Raw genomic sequence first — 15,809 nt, 5'->3', positions numbered from 1 at the left:
GATATTTATGGATACTTAGTAGATCAGACGGAAAGAGCACCAGTTGATTATTTACGATATGTCGATGAATTAGCGGTTTAAATGGATAACGGAACAATGCAGAGTAGATTGGTGGGGGCTACTTTACTAAGCATCGTTCCCTTATTCAGAAGATAGGTATTAAAATTTCACATACCTAATGTGAATTAAAAATAACAAAATTACAATAGGGGGATTACAGATGGAGCAATTATCATTCTTTCCAGAAATCGACGACAAGGAGTACAAATTAATACAGAAAGCGGTGGTTAAGGTATTGCGTGATTATAAAGCTCTAGCTGTACGTATGGAGAACCAAAGCGAGTGTGAAAGGGAAAGTATTCAATTGTTCCCGGAATTACGTGATACAAGGAAGATAAATGATTACAAGTACTTACAGATTAAAAGAGCATTGGAACATTCTTTAGATCCTGAGCAGAAAGAGATTATTGAACGGAAGTATCTAAACAATGGGCTAATGAGTGACAAGGCAATCAAAGCTCAAATGATATTAGAAAATAATTGGTATTACTATCAGAAGAAGAATGCAATTATGGCTATTGCTACAGCGTTACGGATTATATAAAAGGGGGAAGAGAAATGAATGCAGAAAGGTTAAAGTCTTACGCAAAAAGACAAGAGAAGAAAGCAGAACTATTTGAAAGAAAGTTTCTTGATTATAGAAATAAGATGCTTAAACTCTATTATTTGATTGATGATGAAGCGGTGAGAAAGGATATAAAGTCATTTTTGCAAGACGAACAAGGCGATATTGTATTTGGATCAATAGAAGAATGTTTCGAGTAAAAACACGGATAAAATGCGGATAAATTAACGATAAAGGAGCGGATATCTAGATGTTCAAATCACCGTATCATTATCTTACAAGCTCTTCAACGAGCTTTTGTAAGTTCCTTGACAACCGCATATCGAAGAGGATTAGTACACCTATAAGTGAAACGTTCTTATGCGAGAATGTCACGTAACGTATACCGCATAGAGGGCGGGCATGGGCGGTAAGAGTCCGCAATAAGACGAAAAGACAATTGAAAACTAATGAAGACATATTCCAGTGTGGCGGGTGTGACATAACTTGCATTCGTCATGCTGTTTCTATTGTATTTATCATTCAGCTTAGGAGTCGTCCCCTGAGTTGATAATAAATATAATATCCTGTCATGATTCATGATTTCTACATTTGAAAATGGAATGGGGTGGTTCATTTGATTGAATGACCATCACGTTCCCGGCACATTTCAAAACCAAAGTAATAAGTAATAAGAATAATAATGTATCGTTATTTGAGCACATTACACTTTCTAGTGATTACTGCGAATCTTCACTAGGCAGAGAGCTTCCGCTCTTTGTTTGAGCAAACATGAGGCAGTTCCCCCTCTGTCACCTCCACATGTTTGTTCACGCAAGAAGCGGAAACTTCTTGATACAAATCATTTTCATGGGTTGAAAATGATGTCTACGGACGTAAAACGAGGAGAGCTTTCGCTCTTTTCTCGGTCACTGACGTAAAGCGCGTAGCTTAGATGATATTTGCGGTGATCGAGAAAAGAATGAGAGTAATCTTATTCTTGAATTGATTCATTTCGAAATCCCCCTTTCGTGAATGTTCCTCTCCTATCCCTTTGGAAAGCTGTCGTTTCGGTGATAGCTTCTTATTTATTTGAACAAAAGGATAATTATGGTTTTTGTTGAATAAATAGATTGGGAAAGGTGGAGAAATTATGCAATACGTAGAAATGTTGAAAGAATTAGCGATTGGAGGAATATATACCGAAAAACAAATTTCTAATTTGTTATGCAATAATAGAAAAGAATTAACTATTTTATGCGATTCTGTATCAAAATTCGGTGAATCTGAAACAGAAAGATTTCAAGTGATGGGTAAATATGAAATATACGTTCATAGAAATGAAGGTTACTCTTATCATGCACCATCAAGAAAGACAATGGTTTATGTTATAGAAAAGATTTAAAAGCATCCATAACGGTTGCTTTTTTCGTTGTTATATAGAAATTACATAATAAGCATCTTTAAAGGTTGTATTAGGTATAGTTAGGATTGAACATCATATAATGATACAGAACGGTTTCCGACATGTTACCCCATCGGTTTTCACGAGAGAGCACTTGCTGGGGGAGTGCTCTCTTTCGTTTGCACATAAGGAAGTTCTCGACATACAATATCAGGTCAACATAAATACACCATTACTCGCATAAAGAGCTCTATCCCTATGTATAGAGTTCTTTTATTTGCACCTTTTGAGATAGACAAGCATATGATGTAGTGTAGGACAACCTCTCTCAGGTCCTATTCAATACTCATTGAAAACTCCTACACGTTTGGGCATCTACTGATGTGGATGCTCTCTTTTTATGCACAATTTGAATAGGACAAGCATATATTACAGTATGTGGTGGCGCCACTTTATATATCAGAGCACCTAACAATTGTGGGTGCTCTTTTGTTTTGAACAAATTGGACGCCTAAAAGGGAAAGGATGATGAATGATGGATTTAATACCACCAGATAAATTATTCGGAATTGCAGAAGCAAAAACATCTGTATTCTGGCCTACACACAGACATAAGATTGATCCAAATAAGATTCAAACGTTAGATGATGTAATACAGATTCTAAGAAGAGTAGACATGCACGTTGATGATGAAGGCGTAAAAGGAATTGAACATTTAATCGAAAAGGAAGAATCAGTAAACGATTATAAGATTACTGCTGGAACAATAACAAAAGAACAACTATCTTAGGTGCTGCCGTGATCGGTACAGCGTCTTATTTTATTTTGCGGAGGAAGTGATGGGATGTTTTGGTTAGGAGGTCTTACGGGATACTTCATAGGTACACTTGTTACTTTACTGGTGATCTACTTTGGTTATCGGATTGGCGAGATGAACAAGGTAGATGAAGAATGGCTTGAGAAGTCTGCTGATAAGGAAATGGAGCAGTTGATGGGGATAAGAGATGATAATAGAGAATCATTAAAGAACGTAAGAAGTAAATTCTCTGAGTATATGGAGAAGAAAGCGAATGCTAAGGAGTGAGGGGATGAGACGGTTTATAAAAGAACTGTTCTGCAAACACGCTTGGAACTATTCGAAACCACGCGGTCATAATAGAACTTGCAAAAGATGTGAGAGAGAGGAATATTGGAGTGGCCATGTTTATACTAAGCTATATAAAGAATGGTAAATAATATGACACTTATCCTAACAAAACAAACGAACACAACGAACGGAAATAGAGGAGGGATGAAATGGAAGAACTTGTCCCTGTAGCAACATTGGAAGAAATAGCAGAACGCTCTTTGCGTAGAGCCGAAGATTTGAGGTTTCTTTGTAAAGAAGGCGGACTAACAGGAAGTTATCTGAGCAAAGAGTTAACGAAACTAATTCAGGATTTGGTTGCTGTTAATGGATTGATAAACCTGAACAATAATAGAGATAGTTAACAAAATAAAAAGAAACCCAAAAATCCTTTTAAAATCAATATTTTGAATGTATACTTTTTTGGCGTTTTCTTCGAAATAAGGAAAAATATCAGAAACTCAATGTTCTCAATGATTTGAATGTAAACTAATGGGTAAAAGTTTACATTCGGTAGTGGTGTGGGAAAATAAGATTCTTTTTGTGGTATTCTGGAAGAAAAAGGGGATGAGAGTGTGATAGTGAAAATGATATGTGATGTATCTAATAGATTCAATCGATATGCTGAACATCCAATCAACAATGTATTAGAAGAAGCTGGTTGTACAAGTATCACTAAAACTAAAGAACCATTTCCTGAAGGACAGATATTAGCTGAAGTAAAAAAGAAACCACGAGACTTAATTATTCATGGAGTAACGTGGGAGATAGTTAAACCTTAAAGTAGCGAATCCGCTGCTTTTTTTATTTTGCATAGAAAAAGGAGCCATTATAGGCTCCTTAATTCGATTCAGAAGTTTTGTAGTTTTTCTTGATGATATCTTTTATGTCGATGATAAAGGATATAAGAAATCCAGCAGCTAGGATACCATTTACCCAATAATATGTATTTCCTGCTGTGAATTTATTATAAAAGGATTGGACATTATACAACATCACCATTGCTGAAAAGAAAGCAGAGCATGCTAAAGTACCAAAACTTTTCATAATAGTCACCTCAATTCTAAAAGTTATGACTTTTTATATAATTATACATTAAAATAAATGGATTTAAAATATAATACAAAAGGAATTACCGCGAGGTGGTGAATATGGCTAGGCAAAGAAGCCCAGATCGTGATAAAGCGTTTGAAATGTACAAAGCAAGTAAAGGTGAGAAACCATTAATTGATATTGCAGCTGAGTTAAATCTCAAGCCTTCGCAAATCAGAAAGTGGAAATCACAAGATAAAAGGGATGAACAAATGAATGGTAACGTTACTATTGCGAAAAGGAGCGTTACTAATGTTAAAAATCCTAAAACAAAAGAGAAACTAAAAGAGATTTTAGAAGATGAAGAGCTGACTGAAAAGGAACGGCTCTTTTGTTTATATTACGTGAAGTACTTCAATGGTACACAAGCTGCAATCAAGAGTGGATATGCCAAAGAGAGCGCTCATGTACAGAGTAGTCGATTATTACGACGTGAACGAGTTTCTTCCTATATAAAGGAGCTTAAAGGTGAGTTAGTTGAAAATGTATTTGTGGAAGCGATGGATGTGTTGAAAGAGTACATTAAGATTGCTTTTGCTGATATTACTAACTATCTTAATTTTGGACAAAGAGAAGTAATAGTTAAAGATGATGAAGGTAACGAGAAAACAAGGATAGTGAACTTTGTTGATCTATATGAAGCTGATATGGTAGATGGTTCAATCATTACTGAAGTGAAGCAAGGTAGAGATGGGATATCCGTTAAGCTTGCTGACAAGACGAAAGCTTTGGATAAATTAGCTCAGTACTTTGACTTGGTTCCAGATACATTTAAACATCAGATTGAAGCAGAACGACACCGAATGCAACAAGAAATGCAAAAAGTACAGATTGAGAAAATCAAAGCTGATACTGACTTTGCTAAAGAACGCGCTGCTAAACTCAAAGGTCAAAAGAAAGATACTTCATTACTCGATGCATTAATAGAAGGGCGTAAACAATATGAGCAAAACAGCGATTGAGTTTTCCCCTAAACAGTTGGAAGTTATCTATAGACCGTATAATTACACCTTCGATGTATTAGAAGGAACACCTAGATCTGGTAAAACAACAGCAGGGCATTTCCGCTATGCTGACTATTTGACGTGGACAAGAGATACAAACCATTTGATTGTGGCTTATAACCAAGAGCAAGCGCACCGTCTTTTCATCGATGGTGATGGCACTGGATTACAAAATATATTTGGAAACTTAGCGGATATTAAGCATGACGAGCGCGGTTCGCATTTGGAAATACACACGCCAAACGGCATTAAACGTGTCTATTACAAAGGGGCAGGAAAGAGTAACAGTGTCGGCGCTATAACGGGTATGTCGCTTGGTAGTGTTGTGTTTTGTGAGATTAACTTACTTAACATGGGCATGATCCAAGAATGTTTCCGTCGTACCTTTGCTGCACAAGACCGTTACCATTTAGCGGATTTAAACCCACCTGCTCCTAACCATCCGGTTATATCAGAAGTATTTGATGTGCAAAATACACGTTGGACTCATTGGACTCCTGATGATAATCCGATTCTTACTGAGAAAAGGAAGCAGGAAATACATGAGATCCTTTCAAAAAACCCTTACTTACTCGAGCGAGATTGGTATGGCAAACGGGTAATGCCGCAGGGTGTTATTTATTCCATGTTCAGCATGAAAGACAACATCATTCCTGCTGTTCGTGGTCAAAGATACGAAATGTATTTCACTGCTGATGGTGGTCAATCAGATGCTACTTCATGCAGTTGTAATATTGTTGTCCGATATGAAGACAAATTCAGATTGCTGCGTGTAGCTAACTACTACCATAGTGGGAAAGATACGGGACAAGTTAAAGCAATGTCCACTTATGCAAAAGAGATTAAGAAGTTCATTGAATGGTGTATTAAGAAGTTTGAAATGCAATACACTGAAGTGTTTGTCGATCCTGCATGTAAATCTTTAAGAGAAGAATTACACCTAATTGGTATTCAAACAAGCGGGGCAGACAACAACGCTCGTGATATAAAGGGTTCAAGTAAAGGGAAAGAAGTTGGTATCGAGAGACTTCAAAACGCCATTACTAACGAACAATTTTTACTTGTTGAGTGTGACGAGTACGATCATTATAACTTCCTAAAAGAAATTGGGATGTATGTCCGTTTGGATAATGGTGAACCGATAGATGCTTATAACCATGCCTTAGATGAGACGCGATATAGTAATAATTACTTCTATAAACAATACGTAAAATAAGGCGGTGATAACATGTTTAAGACTATCGTCGACACGGTAAGGAGGTGGATGTATAAGTTGAACCTAATCAAAGGAATTAAGAAGATATCCGATAAAAAAGAGATACCTATCAATGAGGAATCTTACAAAAAAATTGATATGTGGAAAGCGTTATACAGTGGTCATTATGACGAGTGGCATAATGTTAAGTACCATACAGTTGAGGGGCAGAAGAGCAGAAAGATGGCATCACTAAACATGGCGAAAGTCATATCGCAGGAAATGGCTGCACTTATATTTAATGAGAAGTGTTCGATTAATATTTCTGATGACACGCTCTCAGAGAATATCAAGAATGTCCTTGATGATAACAACTTCATTAAAGAGTTTCAAAGGTATTTAGAGTATACATTTGCTTTAGGTGGAATGGTTATTAAAGTTTACTGGGATGAGGGTATTAAGCTTTCATACGTTACTGCAGACTGCTTTATTCCGATAGCATGGGATAACAAGCATATCACTGAAGGTGTATTTGTAAATGAAGTTTCCAAGGGAGACAAGAAGTACACGCTTCTTGAATGGCATTTGGTTGAAGGTAAAGTACATGTCATCAAAAACGAGTTGTACGAGAGTAAGAATCAAGGTGATTTAGGTGTAAAAGTTTCTTTATCTACTCTATATCCTGATTTGGAAGAAGAAGTACGCATCGAGAACTTATCTAAACCAATGTTTGTGTACTTCAAGCCGAATACAGCAAACAATTTCGATTTAAATTCACCACTTGGGATTTCTCTTTATGGTAACTCGTTGGATGCGTTGAAATCACTCGATATTGCTTTCGATAGCTTTCAACGTGAGTTCGTTTTAGGCAAGAAACGTATCATTGTTCCGACTTCAGCGATAAAAACGGTAATAGACCCACAAACAGGCATGCCACATAGATACTTTGATTCGACTGACGAAGTATACGAAGCGATGAAATTCGATGATGGGGCACAGAATATTCAAGACATATCTGTTGAATTACGGGTTGAAGAACATACAGCTGCTATTAATGCACTATTAAACTATGTATCGATGCAAGTTGGTTTTTCTGCAGGAGCATTTAGTTTTGATGGACAAGGTGTTAAGACTGCAACTGAGGTTGTAAGTGAAAACTCCAAGACATTCAGAACAAAGCAGTCGCACGAAACAATTATTGAAGATGGTATTCGTGATTTAGTCGATATCATTATCGAAATTGCTGCTTTATATGATGAGTTTGAGAGTACTGATGAATACGAAGTCACTGTTACCTTTGATGATTCTATTGCAGAAGATCAGACGGCAGAGATCAATAAGCAAGTAACACTTGTTATGAATGGTTTAACAACCAAAAAGTTAGCTATCATGAAGATTCATGGTGTTTCTGAAGAAGAAGCGAAGAAAATCGTAGAAGAAATTCAAAACGAGAATAAGATGGTTATGCCTGAAGGAGTAGATTTCTTCGGCATGAACAATAAACAACAGAATAATAGTCCAGGAGATGAAGGATAATGGCTCTTCCTCCTAATATGTTACAGCAACTCTCTATGTTTGTAGTGGATATCTACATTGCGATTGAAGAAGAGTTGCTTTTAAACATGGCCAGAGTTCTCAAGTATGACATGGAACTGCTATTAACTGCTGAGGATTTCACAGAATATCAGCATTGGCGTATTGTACAGCTAAATAAGCTTGGCAAGTTAAATCAACAACAAATGGATACAATTGCTCGTTATAGTGGTAAAACGTCAGAGGAAGTACGAAAGATGTTAGAAGCGGCTGGATTTACAGCAGTGGAACAACATGAACCGTTATACCAAGAAGCAGCGCAAGCAGGAATCATAGCTGCTGCGCCAGCAATGTATACAAGTGCTGCGCTAATAGGAATCCTTAATGCTTATGAACGACAAGCTCTAGAAACATTTAACCTTATAAATACTACTATGCTCAAACAGTCTCAACAGGTTTATCTAGACATCTTAAATAAAACAGTAGGTAAAGTTCTTGGTGGCGTCATAACGGCGCAACAGGCGCTAAGACAGACTGTTTCTGAATGGGTGCATCGTGGAATCCCTGCTTTGATTGATAAGGCAGGGAAGCGATGGAGTACAGAAGCCTATGTGAATATGGTGTCTAGATCTACAAGCCAAAATGTAGCGAATGAGATGCAAATGACCCGTATGGATGAGTATGATGTGGATCTCATAGAAGTTAGTTCACACCTTGGGGCAAGATCTCGTTGTGCTCCATTTCAAGGCCGTATCTTTTCTAAAAATGGTAAAAGTAAACGATACCCTCCATTCTCCAGTACATCATATGGTGAAGCGGCAGGGTTATTAGGCGTGAATTGTCGTCATGTTATCTATCCTTATATACAAGGTAAATCAACTAAGCGTTATGAACCGTATGATGCAACAGAGAATTCTAGAGTATATAAGGAAAGCCAACAACAAAGAAGCTTAGAACGGCAGATTAGAAAAGCAAAGAAAGAAGTAAAGGTTATGGAAGCGTTAGGCGATACAGAAGGCGTGAAGGAAGCGAAGAATAAGGTTTCGCAACGTCAAACTGCGATGAGGGAGTTTATAAATCAGACGAAGCGCAAGCGTCAATATAACCGAGAACAAATTGTATAGGAGGAATTATGAATGAGTTTTGGACAAGCATTTGAAGAAATTAAAAAAGGTAAAGGAATGCGATTACCTCAATGGAGTGAAGATGTTGTTATTCGTGCTCAATTTCCTGATGAACATAGCAAAATGACAGCTCCTTACTTATATGTAGAGAGTCGTTTTGGAAGAGTACCTTGGAAAGAGACAATGATTGAACTGTTCGCTGAGAATTGGGAGGTTGTTAAATAATGAATTTCGGTCAAGCGATTGAAGCTGTTAAAAATGGTGAAAAGATTTCACGCGCAGGTTGGAATGGCAAAAATATGTTTGTTGTTTATCAAAAAGGATATCCGGACGGAATTCCTTGTAACAAACAAACTGCCGAAGCGTGGGGATTGAATGAAGGTGATTTATTCAAAGTACGTCCTTACCTGCAATTAAGATGTGCAGATGGTACTCATGCAATGTGGGCTCCAAGTACTTCCGATGCATTAGCAGAAGATTGGGATATTGTTGAATAACTAACGTTTAGAAAGGAGTAGATTAATATGCCAAAACCATTAAATTATAGATTGAGATTAAAACCAAACGGAATGCAGTTCTTCTCTGAAGGAGGGGACAATCCACCCACTGCACCGGAAGGAGGTGATCCAAGTGTAACGAATCCAGAAACTACACCGCCAGCGAATCAAGAACCACCTGCACAGCCACCAGTTACTTTCACTCAAGAACAAGTGGAAGAAGCTAAACAAAAGCAAGAAGCAGCGTTCTTGAAGAAACTTGGTGTAGAGAATTTAGATCAGTTGAAACAAACAGTTAATGATTGGAATACTCATCAAGAATCATTAAAAACAGAGCAAGACAAGATAAATGAAAAGTTAACGACTTATGAGACTCAATTGAAGGAAAAAGATGAGTCTCTTTTTAATTCTCAAGCACAAATAGCTGCGCTTAAGTTAGATATCAAAGAAGAAAAGAACTTAAATGCTGTTATTACTCTAGCGAAAACAAAAGTTAGTGAAGATGTAGATATCGCGAAGGCTATCGAAATGGTAGTTGAAGAGTTTCCACATTTTAAGGATGTAGTGGAAGAACCACAAGGAGCTCCAAAACCAACGTTTTCGAATGGTCAACATCAAACGAAAACACCGTCATTAACAGAACAGTTTATGGCTGCATTTAAACAATAATTAAAACAGAAATAGGAGTGATTTATATATGGCAAAGACTAACTATGCAACTGATTACCAACAGGCATTGCAACAAAAATTCTCACAAGGATTAAGTTTCTTTGAACTATACAATACGCCCAATAACCAAATCATTAAATGGACAGGTGCAAAAACAATCCAAATTCCACGGATTACTGTTGCTGGATACACAGATGTGGACCGCGATGTAGTTGGGGATTTCACACGACGTGCTGATAATGATTGGGAGCCAAAGACGCTAACTCATGATCGTGAGTTTAGAACTTTAGTAGATCCGCAAGACATTAGTGAAACGGATATGGCATTATCAATCGCTAATATCACACGAGTATTTAATGATGAACAAAAAATCCCTGAAATGGATAAATACATGGCCTCTAAATTGTACTCAGAGTTCACGGGTTTCGGTAAGACAGCAGATGTAACGGCATTAACAGAAGATAATGTTTTAGATGTTTTTGATAATATGATGATAGAAATGGATGATGCAGAAGTTCCTCAGGATGGTCGTATCCTTCATGTAACGCCACAAGTTAACAAACTACTTAAACAAGCGAAGGAAATCCAACGTAAATTAGATGTTGGTTCTAATGACGGTAATGTTAAACGAAATATCTATTCACTTGATGATGTAACAATTAAAAAAGTTCCTTCATCTCGTATGAAGACAGCGTATAACTTCACTAATGGAGCTGTTCCAGATGCGGCAGCAAAACAAATTAATATGTTACTAGCACACCCGGCTTCTCTTATTTCCCCGCTGAAGTATGAGTTTGTTAGTGTTGACGAACCAACTGCTGGTTCTGGTGGTAAATACCTTTATTATGAGCGTAAATATTGGGATGTATTCATTATTCAGAAAAAGGTTGAAGGAATTAAATTTAATATTCAAGGAGCTTAAGAGAGGACATAATTGTTCTCTCTTTTCTTATGAAAGGAGAATGTAAATGAGCAACGTTGTAAAAGTAAAACGATTAAATAAGACACTTCACATTGGTGAGGGTCGCTTAACTAGTTACCTACTAGATGGATATGACCAAATCGACGAAGAGGGTAACATCATCACTCGTGCAACAGGTGGACGAAATGTTTCGTTGGCGGAATTCAATGGTGTCTTAGCTGAAAAGGATGCATTAGTAGCAGAAAACGAAAAGCTAAAATCCGAAAATAGCAAACTAAAAGCTGAAAACTCTAAATTGAAGAAGAGTGAACCAGCAGAGAAGTAGGTGATCACATGCCGTATATCGATGTAGATTACTACAATAACGAATACAAGGGTACTCCGGTATCTGATGCAGCGTTATTAGAACGGTTGATTTCTCGTGCTAGTGACCAAATTGACCATGTCATAAACTACAAATTAGAAGGCGTTGACTTTGATAAGTTGGCGCCTTTTATTAAGAAACAGGTAAAGAAAGCAACTGCTGCACAAGTTGAGTTTTTAGCGATCAATGGTGAAACCTCTGCAACCGTTAGTGAAGGTAGTGGTGGTTTTGATGTCGGTTCTTATTCTGAGAATGGAATGAGTACAGGAGCAGACGATTCACCTAGTTTCTATGCTCAGTATGCAATATCAGTACCTAAATTCCTTAAACCAACTGGATTACTTTATGCGGGGTTGTGTGTGAATGGCTAAACCAATTAGACGTTCATTATTAATCCATACAATTCAGTATTTGGAGTATAAAGGTGAAGACGATACTTGGGGCGGCAGTGATAATTACAAGCCTGCTGTAACGATCGAAAGGGTAAGAGTAGAGCCTAAAAAGACAGTCGTATTGAATGGTAATGGTGATAGTACAGTCATGCAAACACTGTTATTCCATGATGCAGTACATTCAACACCTGCTGTTTTCAAGGAGAAATCTAAAATTATATTTGACGGGGAAGAAATGACCGTTAAAGAAGTTAATAAATTTTATGATAGGAGCAACCTTCACCACATGGAGGTGGAGCTTGTATGATTCGGGTAAACATTCGAGTTGATACACCTGCTATAGAAGGTAAAGTAATTGAAGCGGTTGATAAAGCACAGTTTGCACTAGATCAGCAAGTTCTTAAGGATAGTAATTACTACATTCCAAAGGATACTGGTGAGCTAGAACGTTCTAGTATTCGATTCAGCAGACCAGGAGAAGGCCATATCGAATGGAACACTCCATATGCAAGAAGAGTGTATTACAATCCGCAATACAACTTCTCTAAAGACGTGAATCCTAATGCTTCTGGACTCTGGTTCGAAGAGGCTAAAGCGAGAAATGTTAGAGATTGGGCAAGAATTGTAGAAAATGAAATTAAACGGAACTTATAGGAGGACAAACATGATATGGCTAATTGAATCGGTCAAGAAACATTTAACCACTACTTTGCAGCCGAATATCCTATTTGCTCCTATAAAAGCCGATTTATTGGATATAGGAGTAAATGATACACCGCGAAAAAGTATTGCTATTAGAATGATTCCATCAGCACTAGGAGAGCAATATTATGAAGGTGAAATCATCAACAAACAAATTCAAATTCTCGCAAAAAGTAGTAACCAAATGGAAGTAAACAACACGGTTGAATTTATTACAAGAGAACTAAATAACGTCCATAGACGAGCTTTTAACGCTATTGACGATTCATACACACTAAGAAGGCTTAACGTATATGTTGAGCCTAATTTTGTTGAAAAGACAGCAGCAAATGAGTTTATATACACCGCACTTTTTTCTGCGGAATTAGAAATAGGAGGTTAAAAGATGTCATATCTATTGAATCATCTTTATAAATTTGAGATCAATGTAGGAACGAAGGCTACTCCTAAGTGGGCGGTTATCGCTAAAGGGATTACTTCCGTAGATCCAGACAATAACGAGGAAGTAGAAGAGGATTACTATTACGACGGAGGCGGAGCTTCTGAGCGTTCTGTAGTAGGTTTTATGATGTCTTATGGCTTTGAAGGTCACCGAAATTATGGAGACGAAGCACAAGATTTCATATTCAAGAAGATTAATCAAATTGGTGACGCTCGTAAGACTGATTTCCGTGTTACTGAGCCTAGTGGAGATAAATGGGAAGGTCCTGCTACTATCTCAGAAATTAAAGCTCCAGGCGGAGATGCAAACGCTAAAGGTGAAATGGAGTTCAATATTGCCTTTGACGGAGCTCCAGAGTTAACAGAGAAAGCTTCCGCTTAACCCTCTGCATTCCCTTTCCGTTCATGCTATCAATTACATTGCGAGGGAGCTTTTATAGGTTCCCTCTTCAGTGATAGCTCGATATATCTTTATTTTTGTAAACAAAAAATAGTACGAAATATGCTTTTAACTTATTCGAATAAATTAAAAACTGTCTCGACGGAGACGAATACAAATAACAAGGAGATAACCATAATGACAACTTTACAATTTACTTTCGAGAAAACTTACAAAGAGATTGACGTAGCAGGAAAGCTTTACAAGGTAAAATTCGATGATGACTCAATGCCTGCATACCAAGAGGGATTTGTAGCCTACGAGAAAAAGGCTCAAGAGTTAAAGAATGGAATCGTAGACTTCTCTAAAGCTACTACAGAAGAGTTACGAGCTTCTAACGCTAAACAACGTGAGCTAATGAAGGAAGCTATTGAGCTATTCTTAGGAGAAGATACATTCGAGGAGCTGTATGAGAAAGCAGGACGCTCTCTTATGAATTTAGTTAGCTTAATCGACTACTTAACTAAGATTGTAGAAGAAGAACTACGTAGCAAAACTGGAAGCTCATTAGACGAATACTTAATCAACTCTAAGAAGTAAGGTGAGCTAATATGAAACCTAGATTTACTCTTACAGAGAGAAACGTAGATAGATTCCATTGGCATGGGGTTGACATTGAGCTCAATCTCTCCTATGACAACATACTAGTTATGTTTCAGTTGTTTGATGATAAGAAGGTTTCTGACAATGCTAAGCTTCCAGTAGCACTCAATATGCTTGTAGTAGAACGTAGCTTACTAGCCCAGCTTAACGGAGATCAGCAGAATAAACTTCTCATTGATATCTTCAAAGCTAAGCTTAATATTGACTTAGAGAATACAGAGAGAGTCAATGAGATGACCAATAAAGATAACTCCACAGATGTAGCTGAAGAGGACGAGACATTCCAAGAGGTTCCTATAGTTGATTTTACTATAGACGCTGAACGGATTTTCTCGTCCTTTTTATTTGACTACAAGATTAATCTAATCGAGCAGCAAGGAAAGCTACTCTGGAATGAGTTCTTAGCTCTATTCAATAACTTATCAGAAGAGACACCTATGAAGACTGCTATTAAGTACCGCACTTGTGAAGTCCCTAAGAAAACTAAAGATAATGCGGACCAGGTGAAGGATATTAAGAAGAAAAAAGCTTTTTATGAGCTACCTCAAGCGAAGGCCATGAGAGAGGCTAGAGAGCTGAAAGCTTACGAGGACCGTATGAGACGTTACAAAGAAGCGCGTAAGCGACTAGATCAAGAGAACAAGGCTATTAAACCTACAGATGATTAAGACCTCGTAGCAGGGCTCCTTCTTTAAATTAGACAACTAAGGAGCGTGAATATACATGGCTGACGGAAGTGTAAAGATAGATGCCCGAATAGACAATTCCAATATACGTAGCGACGTAGAGAGAATTAATAGAGAGCTAGGAAGAATGGGCTCTAATATGGGCTCAGTAGCTCGTACTATTCGAGATGCTTTCAATTCAGAGATGAACAATCTCGGAGGGAATATAAGCTCAAATGTAAATGATATAAATGACCAACTAAGTAATATAGGTAGTAATGTAGGCTCGAACGTAGCAGATGTGAATGCTCAACTCAGAGAAATTGGGGCAGACATGACCACAATAGGACAAGCCGCTCGTAGGTTATTTGATGATGGGTTTAACCCTCTTGATAGCGATGTATGGGGAGAGGTTACACAAGTAAATGAGGAGCTTATCCGTATTGGAGCAAACATACAGTCTATTGTGTCCCAGCTCAATAGTGAATACCAGGAAGAGATAGACAGACTCAGCAGTATCACACGTACAGAAGTTACAGAAATCAACAATGAGATTAATCGTATCGGGTCCAATATGGGAAACAACTCTAGAGAGATTACTCAGTCCTTTGGGTCAGACTTTGCTCGTATGAATAGCGATATTACAAGAGGATATACTCAAGTATCTGACGCTCATATGGCAATGATGAATGAAATGAAAGCTTATCAGCATCAAATGAAGGCTGGTATGTCTGGAGCTCGTGAGGCTCAAATAGAGGCGCAATACGGATATTTTGAGTTGATGCAATCCGCAGGTTCTTATACTGGCTCTGTAGATGACATGATTGCTCGAATCAATGAGTTAGGAGCAGCTCAGAAGGCGGCAAACGATCAAGCTATAAACGGAAATAGAATGGCTCTAATGAGTATCTATCAGACAATAGGGACACTCAATAACGCAAGCTCTACAGCTTCACGTTTTCAGAATAACCTCACTACAATGAATAACCCTCTATATAACACTAGTAGGCTAGCACTGACAGCCGTAGACTC

Annotated in this window: 24 protein-coding genes and 2 pseudogenes; 25 read left to right on the top strand and 1 reads right to left on the bottom strand. The window is 37.7% G+C overall.

Translation table 11 applies throughout. The features are described from left to right. From JDS96_RS32530 to JDS96_RS27255, 8 genes and pseudogenes are all read left to right on the top strand, one after another. Nucleotides 1–81: pseudogene (locus JDS96_RS32530) on the top strand (Holliday junction resolvase RecU); the annotation flags it as partial. A gap of 139 nt (nt 82–220) precedes the next feature. Then, nucleotides 221–604: an ArpU family phage packaging/lysis transcriptional regulator gene (locus JDS96_RS27285; RefSeq protein ID WP_199668664.1), complete on the top strand. Its 384-nt coding sequence runs from the start codon at nt 221–223 to the stop codon at nt 602–604. Nucleotides 605–618: 14 nt separating this feature from the next. Beyond that, nucleotides 619–825 (top strand): hypothetical protein, encoded by a 207-nt coding sequence (locus JDS96_RS27280; protein WP_199668663.1) that lies wholly within the window; start codon nt 619–621, stop codon nt 823–825. Between the two features lie 932 nt (nt 826–1,757). Next, on the top strand, nt 1,758–2,009 hold the full coding sequence (locus JDS96_RS27275) for a hypothetical protein (protein WP_018780430.1): 252 nt from the start codon (nt 1,758–1,760) through the stop codon (nt 2,007–2,009). A gap of 535 nt (nt 2,010–2,544) precedes the next feature. Beyond that, nucleotides 2,545–2,799: a hypothetical protein gene (locus JDS96_RS27270; protein ID WP_206777233.1), complete on the top strand. Its 255-nt coding sequence runs from the start codon at nt 2,545–2,547 to the stop codon at nt 2,797–2,799. 54 nt (nt 2,800–2,853) lie between these two features. Next, a complete protein-coding gene (locus tag JDS96_RS27265) occupies nt 2,854–3,093 on the top strand; it encodes a hypothetical protein (RefSeq protein ID WP_199668667.1) in 240 nt (79 codons plus the stop codon). Nucleotides 3,094–3,305: 212 nt separating this feature from the next. Next, entirely contained in the window at nt 3,306–3,500 is a 195-nt protein-coding gene (locus JDS96_RS27260; RefSeq protein ID WP_199668662.1) for a hypothetical protein, read from the top strand. Between the two features lie 210 nt (nt 3,501–3,710). After that, nucleotides 3,711–3,917 (top strand): hypothetical protein, encoded by a 207-nt coding sequence (locus JDS96_RS27255; protein ID WP_307838214.1) that lies wholly within the window; start codon nt 3,711–3,713, stop codon nt 3,915–3,917. Between the two features lie 58 nt (nt 3,918–3,975). Here JDS96_RS27255 and JDS96_RS27250 read toward each other — a convergent pair whose 3' ends face one another. After that, a complete protein-coding gene (locus JDS96_RS27250) occupies nt 3,976–4,182 on the bottom strand; it encodes a hypothetical protein (protein WP_033796928.1) in 207 nt (68 codons plus the stop codon). A 104-nt stretch (nt 4,183–4,286) separates the two neighbouring features. On the opposite strand from JDS96_RS27250, the gene JDS96_RS27245 reads away from it, so the two are divergent. The 17 genes and pseudogenes from JDS96_RS27245 to JDS96_RS27165 all read left to right on the top strand — a co-directional run. After that, entirely contained in the window at nt 4,287–5,189 is a 903-nt protein-coding gene (locus JDS96_RS27245; protein WP_199668661.1) for a terminase small subunit, read from the top strand. Continuing rightward, nucleotides 5,170–6,447, top strand: a complete 1,278-nt coding sequence (locus JDS96_RS27240) for a PBSX family phage terminase large subunit (protein WP_199668660.1) — start codon at nt 5,170–5,172, stop codon at nt 6,445–6,447. The genes JDS96_RS27245 and JDS96_RS27240 overlap by 20 nt, the downstream gene beginning before the upstream one ends. 12 nt (nt 6,448–6,459) lie before the next feature. Beyond that, the gene (locus JDS96_RS27235) at nt 6,460–7,962 is read left to right on the top strand and encodes a phage portal protein (RefSeq protein WP_199668659.1); all 1,503 of its coding nucleotides are present in this window, start codon (nt 6,460–6,462) and stop codon (nt 7,960–7,962) included. Further along, on the top strand, nt 7,962–9,083 hold the full coding sequence (locus JDS96_RS27230) for a phage minor capsid protein (RefSeq protein WP_199668658.1): 1,122 nt from the start codon (nt 7,962–7,964) through the stop codon (nt 9,081–9,083). The genes JDS96_RS27235 and JDS96_RS27230 overlap by 1 nt, the downstream gene beginning before the upstream one ends. 12 nt (nt 9,084–9,095) lie before the next feature. After that, on the top strand, nt 9,096–9,308 hold the full coding sequence (locus JDS96_RS27225) for a Thoeris anti-defense Tad2 family protein (protein WP_199668657.1): 213 nt from the start codon (nt 9,096–9,098) through the stop codon (nt 9,306–9,308). Beyond that, nucleotides 9,308–9,580: a DUF2829 domain-containing protein gene (locus JDS96_RS27220; protein WP_199668656.1), complete on the top strand. Its 273-nt coding sequence runs from the start codon at nt 9,308–9,310 to the stop codon at nt 9,578–9,580. The genes JDS96_RS27225 and JDS96_RS27220 overlap by 1 nt, the downstream gene beginning before the upstream one ends. A 27-nt stretch (nt 9,581–9,607) precedes the next feature. Next, nucleotides 9,608–10,249: a hypothetical protein gene (locus JDS96_RS27215; protein ID WP_199668655.1), complete on the top strand. Its 642-nt coding sequence runs from the start codon at nt 9,608–9,610 to the stop codon at nt 10,247–10,249. Nucleotides 10,250–10,277: 28 nt separating this feature from the next. After that, complete coding sequence (locus JDS96_RS27210; protein ID WP_199668654.1) at nt 10,278–11,171, top strand: capsid protein; 894 nt, start codon at nt 10,278–10,280, stop codon at nt 11,169–11,171. A gap of 46 nt (nt 11,172–11,217) precedes the next feature. Continuing rightward, nucleotides 11,218–11,496 (top strand): hypothetical protein, encoded by a 279-nt coding sequence (locus JDS96_RS27205; protein ID WP_199668653.1) that lies wholly within the window; start codon nt 11,218–11,220, stop codon nt 11,494–11,496. Between the two features lie 8 nt (nt 11,497–11,504). Next, complete coding sequence (locus tag JDS96_RS27200; RefSeq protein ID WP_199668652.1) at nt 11,505–11,906, top strand: head-tail connector protein; 402 nt, start codon at nt 11,505–11,507, stop codon at nt 11,904–11,906. Further along, entirely contained in the window at nt 11,899–12,234 is a 336-nt protein-coding gene (locus JDS96_RS27195) for a putative minor capsid protein (RefSeq protein WP_199668651.1), read from the top strand. The genes JDS96_RS27200 and JDS96_RS27195 overlap by 8 nt, the downstream gene beginning before the upstream one ends. Beyond that, entirely contained in the window at nt 12,231–12,581 is a 351-nt protein-coding gene (locus tag JDS96_RS27190) for a minor capsid protein (protein WP_199668650.1), read from the top strand. Before JDS96_RS27195 ends, JDS96_RS27190 begins: the two co-directional genes overlap by 4 nt. 10 nt (nt 12,582–12,591) lie before the next feature. Continuing rightward, complete coding sequence (locus JDS96_RS27185) at nt 12,592–13,011, top strand: phage tail terminator protein (protein WP_199668649.1); 420 nt, start codon at nt 12,592–12,594, stop codon at nt 13,009–13,011. 3 nt (nt 13,012–13,014) lie between these two features. Beyond that, nucleotides 13,015–13,452 carry a phage tail tube protein gene (locus JDS96_RS27180; RefSeq protein WP_199668648.1) on the top strand — a complete coding sequence of 146 codons (438 nt, stop codon included), beginning with the start codon at nt 13,015–13,017 and terminating at the stop codon, nt 13,450–13,452. Nucleotides 13,453–13,647: 195 nt separating this feature from the next. Continuing rightward, entirely contained in the window at nt 13,648–14,049 is a 402-nt protein-coding gene (locus JDS96_RS27175) for a hypothetical protein (RefSeq protein WP_199668647.1), read from the top strand. A gap of 11 nt (nt 14,050–14,060) precedes the next feature. Continuing rightward, nucleotides 14,061–14,780 (top strand): Gp15 family bacteriophage protein, encoded by a 720-nt coding sequence (locus JDS96_RS27170; RefSeq protein WP_199668646.1) that lies wholly within the window; start codon nt 14,061–14,063, stop codon nt 14,778–14,780. Between the two features lie 55 nt (nt 14,781–14,835). Beyond that, nucleotides 14,836–15,809, top strand: a pseudogene (locus JDS96_RS27165) (carbamoyl-phosphate synthase); the annotation flags it as partial.

It is taken from the genome of Bacillus cereus group sp. N21 (assembly GCF_016483395.1).
GTDB lineage: Bacteria > Bacillota > Bacilli > Bacillales > Bacillaceae_G > Bacillus_A > Bacillus_A pseudomycoides.
The sequence above is the reverse complement of the archived record's forward strand: the minus strand, read 5'-3'. Positions and strand labels throughout refer to the sequence as shown.